The sequence below is a fragment of the Pantoea sp. GABEPS69 genome (genome assembly GCF_045780835.1).
Taxonomy (GTDB): domain Bacteria; phylum Pseudomonadota; class Gammaproteobacteria; order Enterobacterales; family Enterobacteriaceae; genus Pantoea; species Pantoea septica.
Genome location: NZ_CP118618.1, coordinates 1,173,147 through 1,191,199, shown reverse-complemented (window position 1 = coordinate 1,191,199; position 18,053 = coordinate 1,173,147). Strand labels below are relative to the sequence as shown.

Below are 18,053 nucleotides of genomic sequence, written 5' to 3'. Positions count from 1 at the left end.
ATCAGTGCAGCGCGATACGCAGCGCGGCAGCGGTGGCGAACGGCGCCAGCGTCGCGCTGGCCGCCAGCATCGCGCCGAGGATCGCCAGATAACCGCCGATCGGCAATCCCTGGCCCGCCGCGTCGATCGCCGCGCTGGCGAAAATCAGTACCGGCACCGCCAGCGGCAGCACCAGCAGGCTCAGCAGCACGCCGCCGCGCCGCAGCCCGACCGTCAGCGCGACGCCGATGGCGCCGAGAAAGCTGAAGGTCGGCGTGCCGAGCAGCAGCGTCAGCGCCATCGCCAGCCAGCTGTTAAAATCGAGCGACAGCAGCAGCGCCGCCAGCGGCGACAGCAGGATCAGCGGCAGGCCGGTGACCAGCCAGTGGGCGATCACCTTGCCCAGCACGGTAACCGGCAACGGCGTCGGCAGCAGCAACAGCTGCTCCAGCGATCCGTCGATAAAATCGTCGCGGAACAAGCGCTCCAGCGCCAGCAGCGATGAGAGCAAGGCGGCGACCCAGGCCACGCCCGGCGCGATGCGCGCCAGCTGCTGCGGTTCCGGCCCGATGCCGAGCGGGAACAGCGTAATCACGATCAGAAAGAACCAGAGCGGGTTAACCACCTCCGCGCCGCTGCGAAAGGCGATGCGCAGCTCGCGCTGAATCATGCGCAGCGACATCAGAGCAGCTCCGCGCCAGTAAGCCGTATTTTACGCACGCGCGCATCGCTTTTTGGCAGATCCTGGTGGGTGGTGAGAATAACCGCGCCGCCCTGTTCGGCATGTTGCGTAAAGCGCTTCATTAATTTCTCCACACCCTCTTTATCTATCGCCGTCAGCGGCTCATCCAGGATCCACAGCGCGGCGTCGCTGAGCCAGAGCCGCGCCAGCGCCACGCGCCGCTGCTGTCCCGCCGAAAGCTGCGCCACCGGCACCTCTTCGTAGCCCAGCAGATCGACGCACTCCAGCGCGTCAAATATCTGCGAGGCGTCGCGGTTCGGATGATAGAAGCGCAGATTTTCCAGCGGCGATAGTACTGCTTTTACGCCAGTCTGATGGCCGAGAAAAAGCAGGCTTTGATGCCATTGTTCGCGCTGTTGGCGTATCGACTCGCTTTGCCAGCGCACCTCGCCCTCTTCCGGACGGCTCAGTCCCGCCAGCAGGCGCAGCAGCGACGTTTTACCGGCGCCGTTCGGCCCTTCGATCTGTACGATATCGCCCGCCGCCACGCCGAACGACAGGCCATGGAACAGCGTGCGTTCGTCGCGAACGCAAGAGAGATTAATGACTTCGAGCATGCCGGAGGAGTCGCGCCAGGTAAAAAGTGGCCAGGATGATAGCACAAGGTTGCAGTGGGCCGAAGCCCATGGCGTGCGGCACGGCGCGCCTCGCATGATGGTTATGCCTCTTCTGAGGCGAATATGGATGAAAAACGCTCAACGTTAAAATTTTGTTACGCTTCATCTGAAAGATAGTTACATTTCGCCCTTGCCAAAACAGGCTACGCTTATTACGCGCAGCAATTATAACAAGGAGCAAACATGAAACCTTCCCCATCCAGTCACCAGGATGAAAACGATGTCGACAGCGAAGAGAAAGAGCAAGGAACGGAAATTGAGGTAAACGAAGAGGCCCTGCCTTCGCGTGCGGCGGCGATACATGAAGAGATTCGTCAGGATGGCGAAAAGGAGTTAGAGCGCGACGGGATGGCGCTGCTCTGGTCGGCGATTGCGGCTGGACTGTCGATGGGCGCCTCGCTGATGGCGAAGGGGATCTTTCAGGTGCATCTTGACGGCCTGCCCGGCGCCTTTTTGCTGGAAAACCTGGGCTACACCTTCGGCTTCGTTATCGTCATTATGGCGCGCCAGCAGCTCTTTACCGAGAATACGGTAACGGCGGTGTTGCCGGTAATGCACAAACCGACGCTGGGCAATGTCGGCCTGCTGCTGCGGCTGTGGGGTCTGGTGCTGCTCGGCAACCTGATCGGCACCGCCCTCGCCTCGCTCGCCTTTGCCGAGATGCCGATTTTCGACGACGCGACGCGCCAGGCCTTTAGCGCCATCAGCCAGAAAGTGATGGAAAACACGCCCGGCGAGATGTTCGCCAACGCGGTGATTTCCGGCTGGATTATCGCGACGATGGTCTGGATGATGCCGCAGGCGGGCGCCACCAAACTGATTGTGATCGTGATGATGACCTGGCTGGTCGGGCTCGGCGATCTGGCACATATCGTGGTGGGTTCGGTAGAGATCCTCTATCTGGTCTTTACCGGGCAGATTAGCTGGTATGAGTTTATCTGGCCGTTCGCGCTGCCGACCCTGCTGGGCAATATCACCGGCGGCACGCTGATTTTCGCGTTGATCAGCCATGCGCAGATCCGTAACGATATGAGCGAGGCGGCGAAAGAGGAAGCGAAAGCGAAACAGCGCGAAGCGAAGCAGCAGGAAAAGCAGCGCTAAGCTGTTGAGGAAATGAGCAAACGCGCCGCAGTTGGGTTATTCTTGCGGCGCGTTTGCGCTATACTGCGCGCCGCGGTCCCCTTAGTTAAATGGATATAACGAGCCCCTCCTAAGGGCTAGTTGCAGGTTCGATTCCTGCAGGGGACACCAGATATAACTCTCCTGATGTCTACCGAATTCAATAAAAACCTTTTATAATCAGCCATAACCCCTCTTCTCAGGCTATGCGACGTCAACTGAAGTCTACCCATATCTACGTGAATCAATAAACGTTTGGGGGCCTAAGTGGGGGCTTATCCTGTTCAACGGAAAATGAGGCCCCCAAATGCCACTGAATGCTCGTCAGGTCGAGACTGCAAAGCCCAGAGATAAAGCCTATAAACTCGCTGATGGCGGAGGGCTCTATCTCATGGTCAATACTAACGGTTCAAAGTACTGGCGAATGAAGTATCGATTTGCCGGTAAAGAGAAAAAACTCTCGTTCGGAACCTATCCTGACATCTCACTTGCGGAAGCCCGCACTAAGCGCGATGAAGCGAGAAAAACATTGGCAAATGATAAAGATCCCGGTGAAGTTAAAAAAGCCGAACTACTTGCCCAAAAACTATCGGTTACGAATACTTTTGAAGCGATAGCGGTTGAGTGGTACAACGCAAAAGTTTCTGGCTGGTCAAAAAACTACGCTGACTATGTTAACCGGGCCTTCAAAAACAATGTATTTCCCTTTGTTGGATCGCAGCCGGTTAATGAGATAAAGCCACTGGAGCTTCTGTCTGTATTGCAGCGTATGGAAAAGCGAGGTGCGCCGGAGCTTGCCAGTAAAGTGCGCCAACGTTGTAGCGAAGTGTTCCGTTACGCTATTGTTACTGGCCGAGCCGAGTACAACCCTGCGGCTGATCTTGGTAGTGCTTTACAGGGGTACGAGAAACAACATTATCCCTTTCTTACTGCTGCTGAGCTACCCGAGTTTTTACAAAAGCTTTCACAATACACCGGCAGTCTAGTAACGCTTCTGGCGACCCGACTACTCATGCTTACGGGCTTACGAACCGTCGAATTACGTATGGCAGAATGGAGTGAAATCGACTTCGAAAACCATATCTGGGAAATACCGAAAAGTAGAATGAAGATGAGGCGACCCCACATAGTGCCCCTTTCTGCTCAATCCTTAGCAGCACTTCGGCAACTAAAGCAATTGACCGGTACTTACCAGTTTATCTTTGCAGGTCGAAACGATGTTAATAAACCAATGAGCGAAGCCAGCATCAATATGGTTATTAAAAGGATTGGTTACGATAAGAGAGCAACCGGACATGGTTTTCGTCACACCATGAGCACAATCTTGCATGAGGAAGGATTCAACACTGCTTGGATTGAGACCCAGCTCGCGCATGTGGACAAGAACGCGATTCGCGGGACCTATAACCATGCGCAGTATCTTGAAGGGAGGAAAGAGATGATGCAGTGGTATGGGGACTATTTGGATGGATTGCGATTGGATGGAAACGTTGCCAGAGTTAGTTAATGAAGAGCCGATTCGAGTTCGGCCTTCGCACCAACAGTATGTAAATAGACCTCAACTGAGGTCTTTTTTTATGCCTAAAATGAATCGCCACGGGTTTAACAGACACCTCAGAGTCATTTAAGATGGCTTAAAGAGAGGTGCCCATGAGCGGTAAGCGTTATCCCGAAGAGTTTAAAACTGAAGCAGTCAAACAGGTTGTTGATCGCGGTTATTCTGTTTCCAGCGTTGCAACACGTCTCGATATCACCACCCACAGCCTTTATGCATGGATAAAGAAGTACGGTCCGGATTCTTCCACTAATAAAGAACAGTCAGATGCTCAGGCCGAGATCCGCCGTCTCCAGAAAGAGCTGAAACGGGTTACCGGTAATGCTGTCAACCTGTTGATGACTATTTTAATCTGTAGTCATTCAATCCTTGTAACATCAGGATGATCCTGGTGTCAGTGAAAATACGAAATCAACACGTTGGTATCATTACCCACCTGTGAACTGACGTCGGCATTTTGAATCTCACTTCGGCGTGCCCCCTCCGAATGGCGCAAAACATTTCGTGGTATGGCATGATAGCACCCGAAGAGAGTCAATTCAGGGTGGTAAATGTGAAACCAGTAACGCTATACGATGTCGCAGAGTATGCCGGTGTCTCTTATCAGACCGTTTCCCGCGTGGTGAACCAGGCCAGCCACGTCTCTGCGAAAACGCGGGAAAAGGTGGAAGCGGCGATGGCGCAGCTGAACTACATTCCCAACCGCGTGGCACAACAACTGGCGGGGAAACAGTCGTTGCTGATTGGCGTTGCTACCTCCAGTCTGGCCCTGCACGCGCCGTCGCAAATTGTCGCGGCGATTAAATCTCGCGCCGATCAACTGGGTGCCAGCGTGGTGGTGTCGATGGTAGAACGAAGCGGCGTCGAAGCCTGTAAAGCGGCGGTGCACAATCTTCTCGCGCAACGCGTCAGTGGGCTGATCATTAACTATCCGCTGGATGACCAGGATGCCATTGCTGTGGAAGCTGCCTGCGCTAATGTTCCGGCGTTATTTCTTGATGTCTCTGACCAGACTCCCATCAACAGTATTATTTTCTCCCATGAAGACGGTACGCGACTGGGCGTGGAGCATCTGGTCGCATTGGGTCACCAGCAAATCGCGCTGTTAGCGGGCCCATTAAGTTCTGTCTCGGCGCGTCTGCGTCTGGCGGGCTGGCATAAATATCTCACTCGCAATCAAATTCATCCGATAGCGGAACGGGAAGGCGACTGGAGTGCCATGTCCGGTTTTCAACAAACCATGCAAATGCTAAATGAGGGCATCGTTCCCACTGCGATGCTGGTTGCCAACGATCAGATGGCGCTGGGCGCAATGCGCGCCATTACCGAGTCCGGGTTGCGCGTTGGTGCGGATATCTCGGTAGTGGGATACGACGATACCGAAGACAGCTCGTGTTATATCCCGCCGTTAACCACCATCAAACAGGATTTTCGCCTGCTGGGGCAAACCAGCGTGGACCGCTTGCTGAAACTCTCTCAGGGCCAGGCGGTGAAGAGCAATCAGCTGTTGCCCGTCTCACTGGTGAAAAGAAAAACCACCCTGGCGCCCAATACGCAAACCACCTCTCCCCGCACGTTGGCAGATTCCTTAATGCAGCTGGCACGACAAGTTTCCCGACTTGAAAGCGGGCAGTGAGCGCAACGCAATTAATGTGAGTCAGCTCACTCATTAGGCACCCCAGGCTTTACACTCTATGTGTCCGGCTCGTATGTTATGCGAAAATGTGAGCGGATAACAATTCACGCAGGATACAACTATGACAATGATTACGGATTCACTGGCCGTCGTATTACAACGTCGTGACTGGGAAAACCCTGGCGTTACCCAACTTAATCGCCTTGCGGCACATCCCCCTTTCGCCAGCTGGCGTAATAGCGAAGAGGCTCGCACCGATCGCCCTTCCCAAGAGTCGCGCAGCCTGAATGGTGAATGGCGCTTTGCCTGGTTTCCGGCACCAGAAGCGGTACCAGAAAGCTGGCTGGAGCGCGATCTTCCTGACGCCGATACTGTCATCGTCCCCTCAAACTGGCAGATGCACGGTTACGATGCGCCTATCTACACCAACGTGACCTATCCCATTGCGGTCAATCCGCCGTATGTTCCCACGGAGAATCCGACGGGTTGTTACTCGCTCACATTTAATGTTGATGAAAGCTGGCTACAGGAAGGCCAGACGCGAATTATTTTTGATGGTGTTAACTCGGCGTTTCATTTGTGGTGCAACGGGCGCTGGGTCGGTTACGGACAGGACAGTCGTTTGCCGTCTGAATTTGACCTGAGCGCATTTTTACACGCCGGAGAAAACCGCCTCGCGGTGATGGTGCTGCGCTGGAGTGACGGCAGTTATCTGGAAGATCAGGATATGTGGCGGATGAGCGGCATTTTCCGTGACGTCTCGTTGCTGCATAAACCGAGCACGCAAATCAGCGATTTCCATGTAGCCACTCACTTTAATGATGATTTCAGCCGCGCTGTACTGGAGGCAGACGTTCAGATGTACGGCGAGCTGCGCGATGAGCTGCGGGTGACGGTTTCTTTGTGGCAGGGTGAAACGCAGGTCGCCAGCGGCACCGCGCCTTTCGGCGGTGAAATTATCGATGAGCGTGGTGGTTATGCCGATCACGTCACCCTACGTCTGAACGTCGAAAACCCGAAACTGTGGAGCGCCGAAATCCCGAATCTCTATCGTGCGGTGGTTGAACTGCACACCGCCGACGGCACGCTGATTGAAGCAGAAGCCTGCGATGTCGGTTTCCGCGAGGTGCGGATTGAAAATGGTCTGCTGCTGCTGAACGGCAAGCCGTTGCTGATTCGCGGCGTTAACCGTCACGAGCATCATCCTCTGCATGGTCAGGTCATGGATGAGCAGACGATGGTGCAGGATATCCTGCTGATGAAGCAGAACAACTTTAACGCCGTGCGCTGTTCGCATTATCCGAACCATCCGCTGTGGTACACGCTGTGCGACCACTACGGCCTGTATGTGGTGGATGAAGCCAACATTGAAACCCACGGCATGGTGCCAATGAATCGTCTGACCGATGATCCGCGCTGGCTACCCGCGATGAGCGAACGCGTAACGCGAATGGTGCAGCGCGATCGTAATCACCCGAGTGTGATCATCTGGTCGCTGGGGAATGAATCAGGCCACGGCGCTAATCACGACGCACTCTATCGCTGGATCAAATCTGTCGATCCTTCCCGCCCGGTACAGTATGAAGGCGGCGGAGCCGACACCTTCGCAACCGATATTATTTGCCCGATGTACGCGCGCGTGGATGAAGACCAGCCCTTCCCGGCTGTGCCGAAATGGTCCATCAAAAAATGGCTTTCGTTGCCTGGAGAGACGCGCCCGCTGATCCTTTGCGAATACGCCCACGCGATGGGTAACAGTCTTGGCGGCTTCGCTAAATACTGGCAGGCGTTTCGTCAGTACCCCCGTTTACAGGGCGGCTTCGTCTGGGACTGGGTGGATCAGTCGCTGATTAAATATGATGAAAATGGCAATCCGTGGTCGGCTTACGGCGGTGATTTTGGCGATAAGCCGAATGATCGCCAGTTCTGCATGAACGGTCTGGTCTTTGCCGACCGCACGCCGCATCCGGCGCTGACGGAAGCAAAACACCAGCAGCAGTTTTTCCAGTTCAGTTTATCCGGGCGAACCATCGAAGTGACCAGCGAATACCTGTTCCGTCATAGCGATAACGAGCTCCTGCACTGGATGGTGGCGCTGGATGGCAAGCCGCTGGCAAGCGGTGAAGTGCCTCTGGATGTCGCTCCACAAGGTAAACAGTTGATTGAACTGCCTGAACTACCGCAGCCGAAGAGCGCCGGACAACTCTGGCTAACGGTTCACGTAGTGCAACCGAACGCGACCACATGGTCAGCAGCCGGACACATCAGCGCCTGGCAGCAGTGGCGTCTGGCGGAAAACCTCAGCGTGACACTCCCCTCCGCGCCCCACGCCATCCCGCAACTGACCACCAGCGAAACGGATTTTTGCATCGAGCTGGATAATAAGCGTTGGCAATTTAACCGCCAGTCAGGCTTTCTTTCACAGATGTGGATTGGCGATAAAAAACAACTGCTGACGCCGCTGCGCGATCAGTTCACCCGCGCACCGCTGGATAACGACATTGGCGTAAGTGAAGCGACCCGCATTGACCCTAACGCCTGGGTCGAACGCTGGAAGGCGGCGGGCCATTACCAGGCCGAAGCAGCGTTGTTGCAGTGCACGGCAGATACGCTTGCCGACGCGGTGCTGATTACCACGGTCCACGCGTGGCAGCATCAGGGGAAAACCTTATTTATCAGCCGGAAAACCTACCGGATTGATGGAAGTGGTCAAATGGCGATTACCGTTGATGTTGAAGTGGCGAGCAATACGCCACATCCGGCGCGGATTGGCCTGACCTGCCAGCTGGCGCAGGTAGCAGAGCGGGTAAACTGGCTCGGATTAGGGCCGCAAGAAAACTATCCCGACCGCCTTACTGCGGCCTGTTTTGACCGCTGGGATCTGCCATTGTCAGACATGTATACCCCGTACGTCTTCCCGAGCGAAAACGGTCTGCGCTGCGGGACGCGCGAATTGAATTATGGCCCACACCAGTGGCGCGGCGACTTCCAGTTCAACATCAGCCGCTACAGTCAACAGCAACTGATGGAAACCAGCCATCGCCATCTGCTGCACGCGGAAGAAGGCACATGGCTGAATATCGACGGTTTCCATATGGGGATTGGTGGCGACGACTCCTGGAGCCCGTCAGTGTCGGCGGAATTCCACCTTAGCGCCGGTAGCTACCATTACCAGTTGCTCTGGTGTCAAAAATAATAATAACCGGGCAGGCCATGTCTGCCCGTATTTCGCGTAAGGAAATCCATTATGTACTATTTAAAAAACACAAACTTTTGGATGTTCGGTTTATTCTTTTTCTTTTACTTTTTTATCATGGGAGCCTACTTCCCGTTTTTCCCGATTTGGCTACATGACATCAACCATATCAGCAAAAGTGATACGGGTATTATTTTTGCCGCTATTTCTCTGTTCTCGCTATTATTCCAACCGCTGTTTGGTCTGCTTTCTGACAAACTCGGGCTGCGCAAATACCTGCTGTGGATTATTACCGGCATGTTAGTGATGTTTGCGCCGTTCTTTATTTTTATCTTCGGGCCACTGTTACAATACAACATTTTAGTAGGATCGATTGTTGGTGGTATTTATCTAGGCTTTTGTTTTAACGCCGGTGCGCCAGCAGTAGAGGCATTTATCGAGAAAGTCAGCCGTCGCAGTAATTTCGAATATGGTCGCGCGCGGATGTTTGGCTGTGTTGGCTGGGCGCTGTGTGCCTCGATTGTCGGCATCATGTTCACCATCAATAATCAGTTTGTTTTCTGGCTGGGTTCTGGCTGTGCATTCATCCTCGCCGTTTTACTCTTTTTCGCCAAAACGGATGCGCCCTCTTCTGCCACGGTTGCCAATGCGGTAGGTGCCAACCATTCGGCATTTAGCCTTAAGCTGGCGCTGGAACTGTTCAGACAGCCAAAACTGTGGTTTTTGTCACTGTATGTTATTGGCGTTTCCTGCACCTACGATGTTTTTGACCAACAGTTTGCTAATTTCTTTACTTCGTTCTTTGCTACCGGTGAACAGGGTACGCGGGTATTTGGCTACGTAACGACAATGGGCGAATTACTTAACGCCTCGATTATGTTTTTTGCGCCACTGATCATTAATCGCATCGGTGGGAAAAACGCCCTGCTGCTGGCTGGCACTATTATGTCAGTACGTATTATTGGCTCATCGTTCGCTACCTCAGCACTGGAAGTGGTTATTCTGAAAACGCTGCATATGTTTGAAGTACCGTTCCTGCTGGTGGGCTGCTTTAAATATATTACCAGCCAGTTTGAAGTGCGTTTTTCAGCGACGATTTATCTGGTCTGTTTCTGCTTCTTTAAGCAACTGGCGATGATTTTTATGTCTATTCTGGCGGGCAATATGTATGAAAGCATCGGTTTCCAGGGCGCTTACCTGGTGCTGGGTCTGGTGGCGCTGGGCTTCACCTTAATTTCCGTGTTCACGCTTAGCGGCCCCGGCCCACTTTCTCTGCTGCGTCGCCAGGTGAATGAAGTCGCTTAAGAAATTAATGTCGGATACGGCGCGAGCGCCTTATCCGACCAACTTATCAGGACGGAATGTTAAAAATGAACATGTCGATGACAGAAAAAATAAAAGCAGGCAAGCTATTTACCGATATGTGCGAAGGCTTACCTGAAAAAAGACTTCGTGGGAAAACATTAATGTATGAGTTCAATCACTCGCATCCATCAGAAGTTGAAAAAAGGGTAATGACTCCAACTTATTGATAGTGTTTTATGTTCAGATAATGCCCAATGACTTTGTCATGCAGCTCCACCGATTTTGAGAACGACAGTGACTTCCTGCCCAGCCTTGACAGATGCTGCCTCAGATTCAGGTTATGCCGCTCAATGCGCTGCGTATATCGCTTGCTGATAACGTGCAGTTCTCCCTTCAGGCGTGATTCATAAAGCGCCCAGCCATCCGTCATCCATACCACGACCTCAAAGGCCGACAGCAGGCCCAGAAGACGCTCCAGCGTGGACAACGTGCGTTCACCGAATACGTGCGCCACAACCGTCCTCCGTATCCTGTCATACGCGTAAAACAACCAGCGCTGGCGTGATTTAGCGCCGACATAACCCCACTGTTCGTCCATTTCCGCGCAAACAATGACGTCACTACCCGGTTGTATGCGTGAGGTTACCGACTGCGGCCTGAGTTTTTTAAGTGACGTAAAATCGTGTTGAGGCCAACGCCCATAATGCGGGCGGTTGCCCGGCATCCAACGCCATTCATGGCCATATCAATAATTTTCTGGTGTGTACCGGGCTGAGAGGCGGTGTAAGTGAACTGGAGCTGCCATGTTTTACGGCAGTGAGAGCAGAGATAGCGCTGATGTCCGGCAGTGCTTTTGCCGTTACGCACCACGCCTTCAGTAGCGGAGCAGGAAGGACATCTGATGGAAATGGAAGCCACCCGCACAGCGCGCTGGGATATCACTCCCCGAGGGAATACCGGCAGCGGACATCGTTAACTTAAGATACAAAAGCTGTTCGGAGATGGAGGGTCAAGATCAGGGTGACCTGCGCCATGATGTTATCCGAGCCCTGTTTCCTAATCACTACACCGGTATTTGATTACCCAGGTCAACTTCAGGCTGTTACAGGGACGGCAACCGTGTCAGCACATCCTTGAGATAGGCATACGGATCGTGCCCATTATTACGGGCCGACTGGATCAAACTCATGATCGCAGCAGCGCGCTTGAGTATGCGAACCCACGCCGAGCATTTGAGAAGGCAACGGGATGAACGCTGGCTGGATAGCCGTGGTTTTCTGGGTAGGCAGCCGAATCCATTTGTGATCGAGGTTGGCATTGAGGCTGTAGCCCAAGGCGATGTTTGCGATGGAGGCACCGGGTTCAGAACACTCCTGAATGACCTGAGCCTTGAAAGATTTGCTGTAGGTACGGCGCTGAGGGCGCATGGAAAATCCGCTTGATGGGCCATGGCCTTCGGCGGCGGTGTCGGGAAGGTGTGTTGGCCGGACGGATACTGTTGAACTACGTTGTCTGGGGCAACGGAAGTGTTTCGGCCCGACTCTGGAACGCGATCCGCAGCGACGACTGGGCAATTCCGCACGTTAGCCTGAGCAGCCTCGGGGAAATCGTCGTCTGGGCGCGCCCAGACGAGTTTCCGTCAAGGAACATGCAGACGAGCAAGGGGCTGCGGGCACTCGGCTACAACGTGAGGATCGGTGTTTGATCGAGGCGCCTGTGGTACACGCAGGCTGACGAGCCAGGCGCTGTCCATTGCCTGATCAGACCGCCCCGCTGCGCCTTGCCTGAGCAGTTGACCTGCATCAATGGGGCGGGAGAACGCTGTACATTGACTCTTGAAGGCTGTCATGGTAAGCGTAATATCTTACAAAGTATTACAAGGATTTCCTTGGCCGGAACCGCAAAGCGACGCGATTGGAGAGGGTGAGATGAAAGCGCACCTACAGGGATGAAAGCGCACCTACAGGTGATTTTCACGCTCGATGAATTGGCTGCGTACTTGAAAGTCGGCAAGCGGACGCTTTATCGGCTCGCCGCGCACGGGGAAATTCCGGCTTTCAAGGTGGGCGGGACGTGGCGGTTTCCTCAAAGTGAAATCGATCAGTGGATCAATGATCAGACCCGAGCCGCAGCAAAGAAGGAGGTGATGCGCAAGCGTGAACAGCAGAAGTCATCCGAGCAGCCCGTGTCGCCTGGGCGCACTGCCCGTCACAGCAGGCAAAGGGCTTGAGTAACTCGTTTTCCAATTTTTCTGGAGGTATGACATGGACATCGATTTCAAGAAGTTGGCTCCCTGGAACTGGTTCAAGAACGAGCAGCAAGAGCAGCAGACCGTCTCTTCCCTGCCGGTGCAGCGCAATGACCTGCCAGCGGCGAGCGGGCCAGTCAGCCCGATCCTGCAACTGCATCGGGAAATCGACCGGCTGTTCGATGACGCATTCCGGGGCTTCGGTTTTCCGGCGTTGAACATGCCGCAGTGGCCATCCGATTGGTCGGGCATGCTGAAGCCGGCCCTGGACATCCAGGAAACCGACAAGCAGTACAAGATTGCCCTGGAAGTGCCCGGTGTCGAGGAGAAGGACATCCAGATCACTCTCGACAACGACGTGCTGATGGTGCGTGGCGAGAAGCGCCAGGAACAGGAGAAGAAGGAAGGTGGCTTCCACCGTGTGGAGCGCTCCTACGGCAGCTTTCAGCGTGCCTTGAACCTGCCTGACGACGCCAACCAGGATTCGATCAAAGCATCGTTCAAGAACGGGGTGCTCACGGTCACGATCGACAAGCGCGAGGTCAGCGCGCCGAAGCAGGGACGCTCGATCCCGATCAACGGCTGACGTCGCCGGCTCGTTCGTCACAAGAAAAACCCGGCACGAGACGAGGAGTCGCGGTTCGCGATGCCTCGTCGCCTCAACCTTGTCAACCTTCTCAGGAGCATCAGCATGGCCAGAAAACAATGCCAGGTCTGCGGCCAACCCGCCACCGTGCGGGTGGAAGCCAATCTCAACGGTCGTCACAGCACCATGCTGTTGTGCGACGACCATTACCGGCAATTAGTGCGCCAGCAAAAGCGCACCGTTTCGCCGCTGGAAGCCTTGTTCGGCTCGCGCAGCGGCCTGTTCGAGGACTTCCTCGGCAGTGACTTCTTCCGCATCGGCGACGACGCGACGCCAGTTGCCGCCGATACCGATGACGTGGTCGATGCCTCGTTTGGCGAGCCCGCCGCCGCAGGTTCGGGTGCGCCGCGCCGTCGCGGCAGTGGGCTGGCCAGCCGCATCAGCGAACAGTCGGAAGCCTTGCTGCAGGAGGCCGCCAAACACGCTGCCGAATTTGGCCGCTCCGAGGTGGATACCGAACATCTGCTGCTGGCGCTGGCCGACAGCGACGTGGTCAAGACCATCCTGGGTCAGTTCAAGATCAAGGTCGATGACCTCAAGCGGCAGATCGAGTCTGAGGCCAAGCGCGGGGACAAGCCCTTCGAGGGCGAGATCGGCGTGTCGCCGCGCGTGAAGGATGCGCTCAGCCGCGCCTTCGTGGCCTCCAATGAACTCGGCCATTCTTATGTCGGTCCAGAGCATTTCCTGATCGGTCTGGCTGAGGAAGGCGAAGGGCTGGCCGCCAACCTGCTGCGCCGCTACGGCCTGACGCCGCAGGCGCTGCGCCAACAGGTCAGCAAGGTGGTCGGCAAGGGCGCCGAGGATGGCCGCGCTGAGACGCCGACCAACACGCCAGAACTCGACAAGTACTCGCGCGACCTGACCAAGATGGCGCGCGACGGCAAGCTCGACCCGGTGATCGGCCGCGCGCAGGAGATCGAAACCACCATCGAGGTGCTGGCCCGGCGCAAGAAGAACAACCCGGTGCTGATCGGCGAGCCGGGTGTGGGCAAGACCGCCATCGTCGAAGGGCTGGCGCAGCGCATGGTGGCGGGTGAAGTGCCCGAGACCTTGCGCGACAAGCGCCTGGTGGAACTCAACATCAACGCCATGGTGGCCGGCGCCAAATATCGCGGCGAGTTCGAGGAGCGCGTGCAGAAGGTGCTGAAGGAGGTGACCGAGCACCAGGGCGAGCTGATTTTGTTCATCGACGAGGTGCACACCATCGTCGGTGCCGGCCAGGGCGGTGGCGAAGGCGGGCTGGACGTGGCCAACGTGTTCAAACCGATGATGGCGCGCGGTGAACTCAACCTGATCGGCGCCACGACGCTGAACGAGTACCAGAAATACATCGAGAAGGATGCCGCACTGGAGCGGCGCTTCCAGCCGGTGACGGTACCCGAGCCGACGGTGGCCCAGGCCATCATGATTCTGCGCGGCCTGCGCGACACCTTCGAGGCGCACCACAAGGTCAGCATCTCCGAGGACGCGATCATCGCGGCGGCCGAGTTGTCCGACCGCTACATCACGGCGCGCTTCCTGCCGGACAAGGCGATCGACTTGCTCGACCAGGCGGCCGCGCGCGTGAAGCTGTCGGCCACGGCCCGGCCGGTGGCCGTGCAGGAGCTGGAGTCCGAACTGCACCAGCTGCGGCGTGAACAGGATTACGTGGCCGCGCGCAAGCAGTACGACCAGGCCGCCGAGCTCGGGAAGCGCATCGAAGCCAAGGAGGCCGAGCTCAAGAAGCTCGTCGAGGACTGGGAGCGGGAGCGGGCCTCCGGCAGTGCCGAGGTCAAGGCGGAACACGTGGCGCAGATCGTCTCGCGCCTGACCGGCATCCCGGTCAACGAGTTGACGGTGGAAGAGCGCGAAAAGCTGCTGCACTTGGAACAACGGCTGCACGAGCGCCTGGTGGGCCAGGACGAAGCGGTGCGTGCCGTGGCCGATGCCGTGCGGCTGTCCCGCGCCGGCCTGCGTGAAGGCAGCAAACCGGTGGCTACCTTCCTGTTTCTGGGCCCGACCGGGGTGGGCAAGACCGAGCTCGCCAAGGCATTGGCCGAATCGATCTACGGCGATGAGCACGCCCTGTTGCGCATCGACATGTCGGAATATGGCGAACGCCATACCGTGGCGCGATTGGTGGGCGCGCCTCCGGGCTATGTCGGTTACGACGAAGGCGGTCAGCTCACCGAGAAGGTGCGGCGCAAGCCCTACAGCGTGCTGCTGCTCGACGAGATCGAGAAGGCACACCCTGACGTATACAACATCCTGCTGCAAGTGTTCGACGACGGTCGCCTCACCGACGGCAAGGGCCGGGTGGTGGATTTCACCAACACCATCATCATCGCCACGTCCAACCTGGGTTCGGACATCATCCAGCGACGGCTGAAGGCGCGCGGGGCGGCCGGCGAGGAGTACGAAAAGACCAAGGCCGGAGTCATGGACGTGCTGCGCGGCCATTTCCGGCCCGAGTTCCTCAACCGCATCGACGAGATCATCGTCTTCCATGCGCTGGGCAAGGAGGAGATCCGCCACATCGTCGGCCTGCAGCTCGATCGCGTGGCGCGCAGCGCCGCCAGCCAGGGCGTGACGCTCACTTTCGATCAGACGCTGATCGACCATTTCGCGGAAGAAGGCTACAAGCCCGAGTTCGGTGCGCGTGAACTCAAGCGCCTGATCCGCAGCGAGCTGGAAACTGCGCTGGCGCGCGAGATGCTCGGCGGCGGTATCGGCAAGGGCGATCACGCCAGCGCACGCTGGGACGACAAGGCCGAACGCGTGGTGTTCGAACGCAAAGAGCCACCGCAGACCCCGGCCGAGCCGGAGCAGCCGGATGCCGCGAAGGCGAGCGACGCATCTTGATGGCGGGCGAGGCTGCCGTGTCCGACCCCATCGGCCTGGCACTGGCATGGGCAGCCTCCCTGGCCTCGATCGCGGTGGCGGTCGTGGCCGCAGGTCACGCGGGCGTCTACAAGCGTGATGAGCAGTCGGCCACGCCGTGGGGACTGCTCATCAGCGGCGGCACTGCCCTCCCGCTCGCTGGCCATCCGTTCGCGTGACGGCGCGGCCCATCTGTTCACCTGATCCTCTGGCAACTCGACTTTCGAGGAACAAGGCCCATGGCTGGGTGACGCGGGCAGGCAACTGATAGTCGGTACTCTGTTCGACATCTCTTCTCGCAAGGAAATAGAGCAGCAGTTGCTGCGTATGGTGATCACCGACCCCTTTGCTTCACGGTTGAGGGAACATGTTCGCGCAACCGACATGGCTGCCCGGATTGGGGGGAGGAATTCGCTGTGTTGTTGGAAGCGGTATCGATAGAAGGCGCCCAAGTATGGGCGGAGCGATTTCGTCAGGACACTGCGGCGACAGCGGTGGTGTGTGGAGAGGTGTCGATCAGCTATAGCGCCAGCATGGGGGTGGCTCTCCTTGACCCCCGTTTGCACTCTGTCGAGCAGGTGATGCTGCAGGCGGACAGCGCGCTCTACCAGGCAAAAAAGACGAGGGTGCAACCAAGTTGTGGGCGCACAAGTATTTCAGAATTGAGAGGAGTGGCGATGAAGGAAAAGCAAGCAGACCCGATCAAAACATTTCGCGCCCAATGGGCAGTGATGACGTTCTACGAGCGCTTTGAACAGGTGATCGCGCTCGCGCTGTCCGCAATCATTGCCGTTATCATCGTGGTCTCGCTGCTGCAGCTGATCTCGATCGTCTTCAGCCTGCTGATCATTGATGCATTCAATCCGCTCGATCACAAGGTCTTCCAGACCGTGTTCGGCATGATCATGACGCTGCTCATTGCCATGGAGTTCAAGCATTCCATCGTGAGGGTGGCCTTGCGGCGCGACAGCATCATCTAGGTCAAGACGGTGATCCTGATCGGGCTGATCGCCCTGGCGCGTAAATTCGTAATCCTCGACCCGGAGACCGGCCCCGCCAAGGTCGCGGCGCTTGCAGGCGCGACACTGGCCCTCGGGGCGACTTACTGGCTGCTGCGCGAGCGCGATGACCGGACAGCCGGGGAAAGCTCAGATGATCAGTCGTGATCTGCGCCACGCGCAGAATGTCGGCGCGCGGCATCGCTGGCACAATCGCCTGCAAACCGTGCTGTTGGTGCTGACCCTGCTCGGAATTGCCGCCGTCGCTGGCAGCCTGCTGTTGGGTGACGGCGGGCTTTGGCTGGCGCTTGCGGCTGCGGGGTTCACCCTGCTGCTTGAACCGGCGGCCGCCTCCGGGCTGACCTTGCGGCTGTATGGCGCACGCCCCCTGCACCCGGATGAAGCGCCCGATCTTTGGGCTGTGTTGCGCGAACTGGCGGCGCGGGCCGGGCTGCCTACCGTGCCGGTACCGCACTACGTGCCCAGCGGGGTCGTCAACGCCTTCGCCACCGGTTCGAAGCATCACGCGGCCATCGCGCTGACCGACGGCCTGCTGCGTAGCCTCACGCCCCGCGAGTTGACCGGCGTGCTCGGCCACGAAATCGCGCATATTGCGAACGAGGATTTGCGTGTCATGGGCTTGGCCGATTCCATCAGCCGGCTCACCCATCTTCTGGCCTTGTTGGGGCAGCTTGCGATCGTGCTCAGCTTGCCAACGCTATTGCTTGGAGTCACGGAAGTCAATTGGCCCGCGTTGCTTCTACTTGCGGTCGCGCCACAGCTGGCCTTGCTGGCTCAGTTGGGCTTGTCCAGGGTGCGCGAATTCGACGCCGACCGGCTCGCTGCCGAATTGACCGGCGACCCGCACGGGCTGGCCTCAGCGCTCGCCAAGATCGAGCGGGTGAGCCGCTCCTGGCGCGCCTGGCTGCTGCCCGGATGGGGCAATCCGGAACCCTCCTGGTTGCGCACGCATCCAGCGACGGCTGAACGCATTGAGCGCTTGCTGGAACTTGCTCCGCCGCCCGCGATGCCGCCGTTTCCATCGGCCCGTTTCGACCCCGAAGTGACCGTATCACCACGTCCGCCACGCTGGCGCACTGGCGGCCTTTGGCGCTGATTTCAACATGGAGAATGACGTGACCTACCCGACCCC

15 protein-coding genes, 1 tRNA gene and 5 pseudogenes are annotated in these 18,053 nt (G+C 57.1%); 16 read left to right on the top strand and 5 right to left on the bottom strand.

The window, feature by feature from the left end; all coding sequences use genetic code 11:
• Nucleotide 1 precedes the first annotated feature (1 nt).
• Complete coding sequence (gene ccmB, locus PVE98_RS05720) at nt 2–661, bottom strand: heme exporter protein CcmB (RefSeq protein WP_096073540.1); 660 nt, start codon at nt 659–661, stop codon at nt 2–4.
• Nucleotides 661–1,278, bottom strand: a complete 618-nt coding sequence (ccmA, locus tag PVE98_RS05715) for a cytochrome c biogenesis heme-transporting ATPase CcmA (RefSeq protein ID WP_096073541.1) — start codon at nt 1,276–1,278, stop codon at nt 661–663. The genes ccmB and ccmA overlap by 1 nt, the downstream gene beginning before the upstream one ends.
• Nucleotides 1,279–1,521: 243 nt before the next feature.
• Here ccmA and PVE98_RS05710 point away from each other — a divergent pair, with 243 nt between their 5' ends.
• The 8 genes and pseudogenes from PVE98_RS05710 to PVE98_RS05675 all read left to right on the top strand — a co-directional run.
• The gene (locus PVE98_RS05710) at nt 1,522–2,439 is read left to right on the top strand and encodes a formate/nitrite transporter family protein (protein ID WP_084882585.1); all 918 of its coding nucleotides are present in this window, start codon (nt 1,522–1,524) and stop codon (nt 2,437–2,439) included.
• Between the two features lie 75 nt (nt 2,440–2,514).
• Nucleotides 2,515–2,589 (top strand) — tRNA-Arg (locus PVE98_RS05705).
• A gap of 175 nt (nt 2,590–2,764) precedes the next feature.
• Nucleotides 2,765–3,964, top strand: a complete 1,200-nt coding sequence (locus PVE98_RS05700; RefSeq protein ID WP_007851503.1) for a phage integrase central domain-containing protein — start codon at nt 2,765–2,767, stop codon at nt 3,962–3,964.
• Nucleotides 3,965–4,107: 143 nt separating this feature from the next.
• A pseudogene (locus PVE98_RS05695) lies at nt 4,108–4,329 on the top strand (transposase); the annotation flags it as partial.
• A 236-nt stretch (nt 4,330–4,565) separates the two neighbouring features.
• Nucleotides 4,566–5,648: a DNA-binding transcriptional repressor LacI gene (gene lacI / locus PVE98_RS05690; RefSeq protein WP_007851507.1), complete on the top strand. Its 1,083-nt coding sequence runs from the start codon at nt 4,566–4,568 to the stop codon at nt 5,646–5,648.
• 121 nt (nt 5,649–5,769) lie between these two features.
• On the top strand, nt 5,770–8,844 hold the full coding sequence (gene lacZ / locus PVE98_RS05685; RefSeq protein ID WP_015386474.1) for a beta-galactosidase: 3,075 nt from the start codon (nt 5,770–5,772) through the stop codon (nt 8,842–8,844).
• Nucleotides 8,845–8,895: 51 nt separating this feature from the next.
• The gene (lacY, locus tag PVE98_RS05680; protein ID WP_003846917.1) at nt 8,896–10,149 is read left to right on the top strand and encodes a lactose permease; all 1,254 of its coding nucleotides are present in this window, start codon (nt 8,896–8,898) and stop codon (nt 10,147–10,149) included.
• A gap of 65 nt (nt 10,150–10,214) precedes the next feature.
• Nucleotides 10,215–10,355: pseudogene (locus tag PVE98_RS05675) on the top strand (maltose acetyltransferase domain-containing protein); the annotation flags it as partial.
• Nucleotides 10,356–10,369: 14 nt separating this feature from the next.
• Here PVE98_RS05675 and PVE98_RS05670 read toward each other — a convergent pair.
• From PVE98_RS05670 to PVE98_RS05660, 3 genes and pseudogenes are all read right to left on the bottom strand, one after another.
• A protein-coding gene (locus PVE98_RS05670) for an IS1 family transposase (RefSeq protein ID WP_407568553.1) occupies nt 10,370–11,067 on the bottom strand; the annotation gives its coding sequence in 2 pieces (ribosomal slippage) (nt 10,370–10,818 and nt 10,818–11,067; 699 coding nt in all).
• Between the two features lie 184 nt (nt 11,068–11,251).
• Nucleotides 11,252–11,356 (bottom strand): annotated as a pseudogene (locus PVE98_RS05665) (transposase domain-containing protein); the annotation flags it as partial.
• Nucleotides 11,313–11,576 (bottom strand): transposase, encoded by a 264-nt coding sequence (locus PVE98_RS05660; protein ID WP_004118209.1) that lies wholly within the window; start codon nt 11,574–11,576, stop codon nt 11,313–11,315. The gene PVE98_RS05660 and the pseudogene PVE98_RS05665, both read right to left, overlap by 44 nt.
• Nucleotides 11,577–11,590: 14 nt before the next feature.
• On the opposite strand from PVE98_RS05660, the gene PVE98_RS05655 reads away from it, so the two are divergent.
• From PVE98_RS05655 to PVE98_RS05620, 8 genes and pseudogenes are all read left to right on the top strand, one after another.
• On the top strand, nt 11,591–11,854 hold the full coding sequence (locus tag PVE98_RS05655) for a hypothetical protein (RefSeq protein WP_015386469.1): 264 nt from the start codon (nt 11,591–11,593) through the stop codon (nt 11,852–11,854).
• Nucleotides 11,855–12,097: 243 nt separating this feature from the next.
• On the top strand, nt 12,098–12,379 hold the full coding sequence (locus PVE98_RS05650) for a helix-turn-helix domain-containing protein (RefSeq protein WP_004152118.1): 282 nt from the start codon (nt 12,098–12,100) through the stop codon (nt 12,377–12,379).
• Nucleotides 12,380–12,413: 34 nt separating this feature from the next.
• The gene (gene hsp20 / locus PVE98_RS05645) at nt 12,414–12,983 is read left to right on the top strand and encodes a small heat shock protein sHSP20 (RefSeq protein ID WP_004152117.1); all 570 of its coding nucleotides are present in this window, start codon (nt 12,414–12,416) and stop codon (nt 12,981–12,983) included.
• Nucleotides 12,984–13,088: 105 nt separating this feature from the next.
• On the top strand, nt 13,089–15,884 hold the full coding sequence (gene clpK / locus PVE98_RS05640) for a heat shock survival AAA family ATPase ClpK (protein ID WP_004152116.1): 2,796 nt from the start codon (nt 13,089–13,091) through the stop codon (nt 15,882–15,884).
• On the top strand, nt 15,884–16,081 hold the full coding sequence (locus PVE98_RS05635; RefSeq protein WP_004152115.1) for a hypothetical protein: 198 nt from the start codon (nt 15,884–15,886) through the stop codon (nt 16,079–16,081). The genes clpK and PVE98_RS05635 overlap by 1 nt, the downstream gene beginning before the upstream one ends.
• Before the next feature lie 237 nt (nt 16,082–16,318).
• A pseudogene (locus PVE98_RS05630) lies at nt 16,319–16,465 on the top strand (diguanylate cyclase); the annotation flags it as partial.
• A gap of 114 nt (nt 16,466–16,579) precedes the next feature.
• A pseudogene (locus PVE98_RS05625) lies at nt 16,580–17,068 on the top strand (phosphate-starvation-inducible PsiE family protein).
• Complete coding sequence (locus tag PVE98_RS05620; RefSeq protein WP_004152113.1) at nt 17,055–18,017, top strand: zinc metalloprotease HtpX; 963 nt, start codon at nt 17,055–17,057, stop codon at nt 18,015–18,017. The pseudogene PVE98_RS05625 and the gene PVE98_RS05620 overlap by 14 nt, the downstream one beginning before the upstream one ends.
• The last annotated feature ends 36 nt before the right edge of the window (nt 18,018–18,053 follow it).

Coding starts and splice junctions, on each gene's coding strand:
- ccmB (WP_096073540.1), bottom strand. CDS start 661: ATGTCGCTGCGCATGATTCAGCGCGAGCTGCGCATCGCCTTTCGCAGC.
- ccmA (WP_096073541.1), bottom strand. CDS start 1,278: ATGCTCGAAGTCATTAATCTCTCTTGCGTTCGCGACGAACGCACGCTG.
- PVE98_RS05710 (WP_084882585.1), top strand. CDS start 1,522: ATGAAACCTTCCCCATCCAGTCACCAGGATGAAAACGATGTCGACAGC.
- PVE98_RS05700 (WP_007851503.1), top strand. CDS start 2,765: ATGCCACTGAATGCTCGTCAGGTCGAGACTGCAAAGCCCAGAGATAAA.
- lacZ (WP_015386474.1), top strand. CDS start 5,770: ATGACAATGATTACGGATTCACTGGCCGTCGTATTACAACGTCGTGAC.
- lacY (WP_003846917.1), top strand. CDS start 8,896: ATGTACTATTTAAAAAACACAAACTTTTGGATGTTCGGTTTATTCTTT.
- PVE98_RS05660 (WP_004118209.1), bottom strand. CDS start 11,576: ATGCGCCCTCAGCGCCGTACCTACAGCAAATCTTTCAAGGCTCAGGTC.
- PVE98_RS05655 (WP_015386469.1), top strand. CDS start 11,591: ATGGGCCATGGCCTTCGGCGGCGGTGTCGGGAAGGTGTGTTGGCCGGA.
- PVE98_RS05650 (WP_004152118.1), top strand. CDS start 12,098: ATGAAAGCGCACCTACAGGTGATTTTCACGCTCGATGAATTGGCTGCG.
- hsp20 (WP_004152117.1), top strand. CDS start 12,414: ATGGACATCGATTTCAAGAAGTTGGCTCCCTGGAACTGGTTCAAGAAC.
- clpK (WP_004152116.1), top strand. CDS start 13,089: ATGGCCAGAAAACAATGCCAGGTCTGCGGCCAACCCGCCACCGTGCGG.
- PVE98_RS05635 (WP_004152115.1), top strand. CDS start 15,884: ATGGCGGGCGAGGCTGCCGTGTCCGACCCCATCGGCCTGGCACTGGCA.
- PVE98_RS05620 (WP_004152113.1), top strand. CDS start 17,055: ATGATCAGTCGTGATCTGCGCCACGCGCAGAATGTCGGCGCGCGGCAT.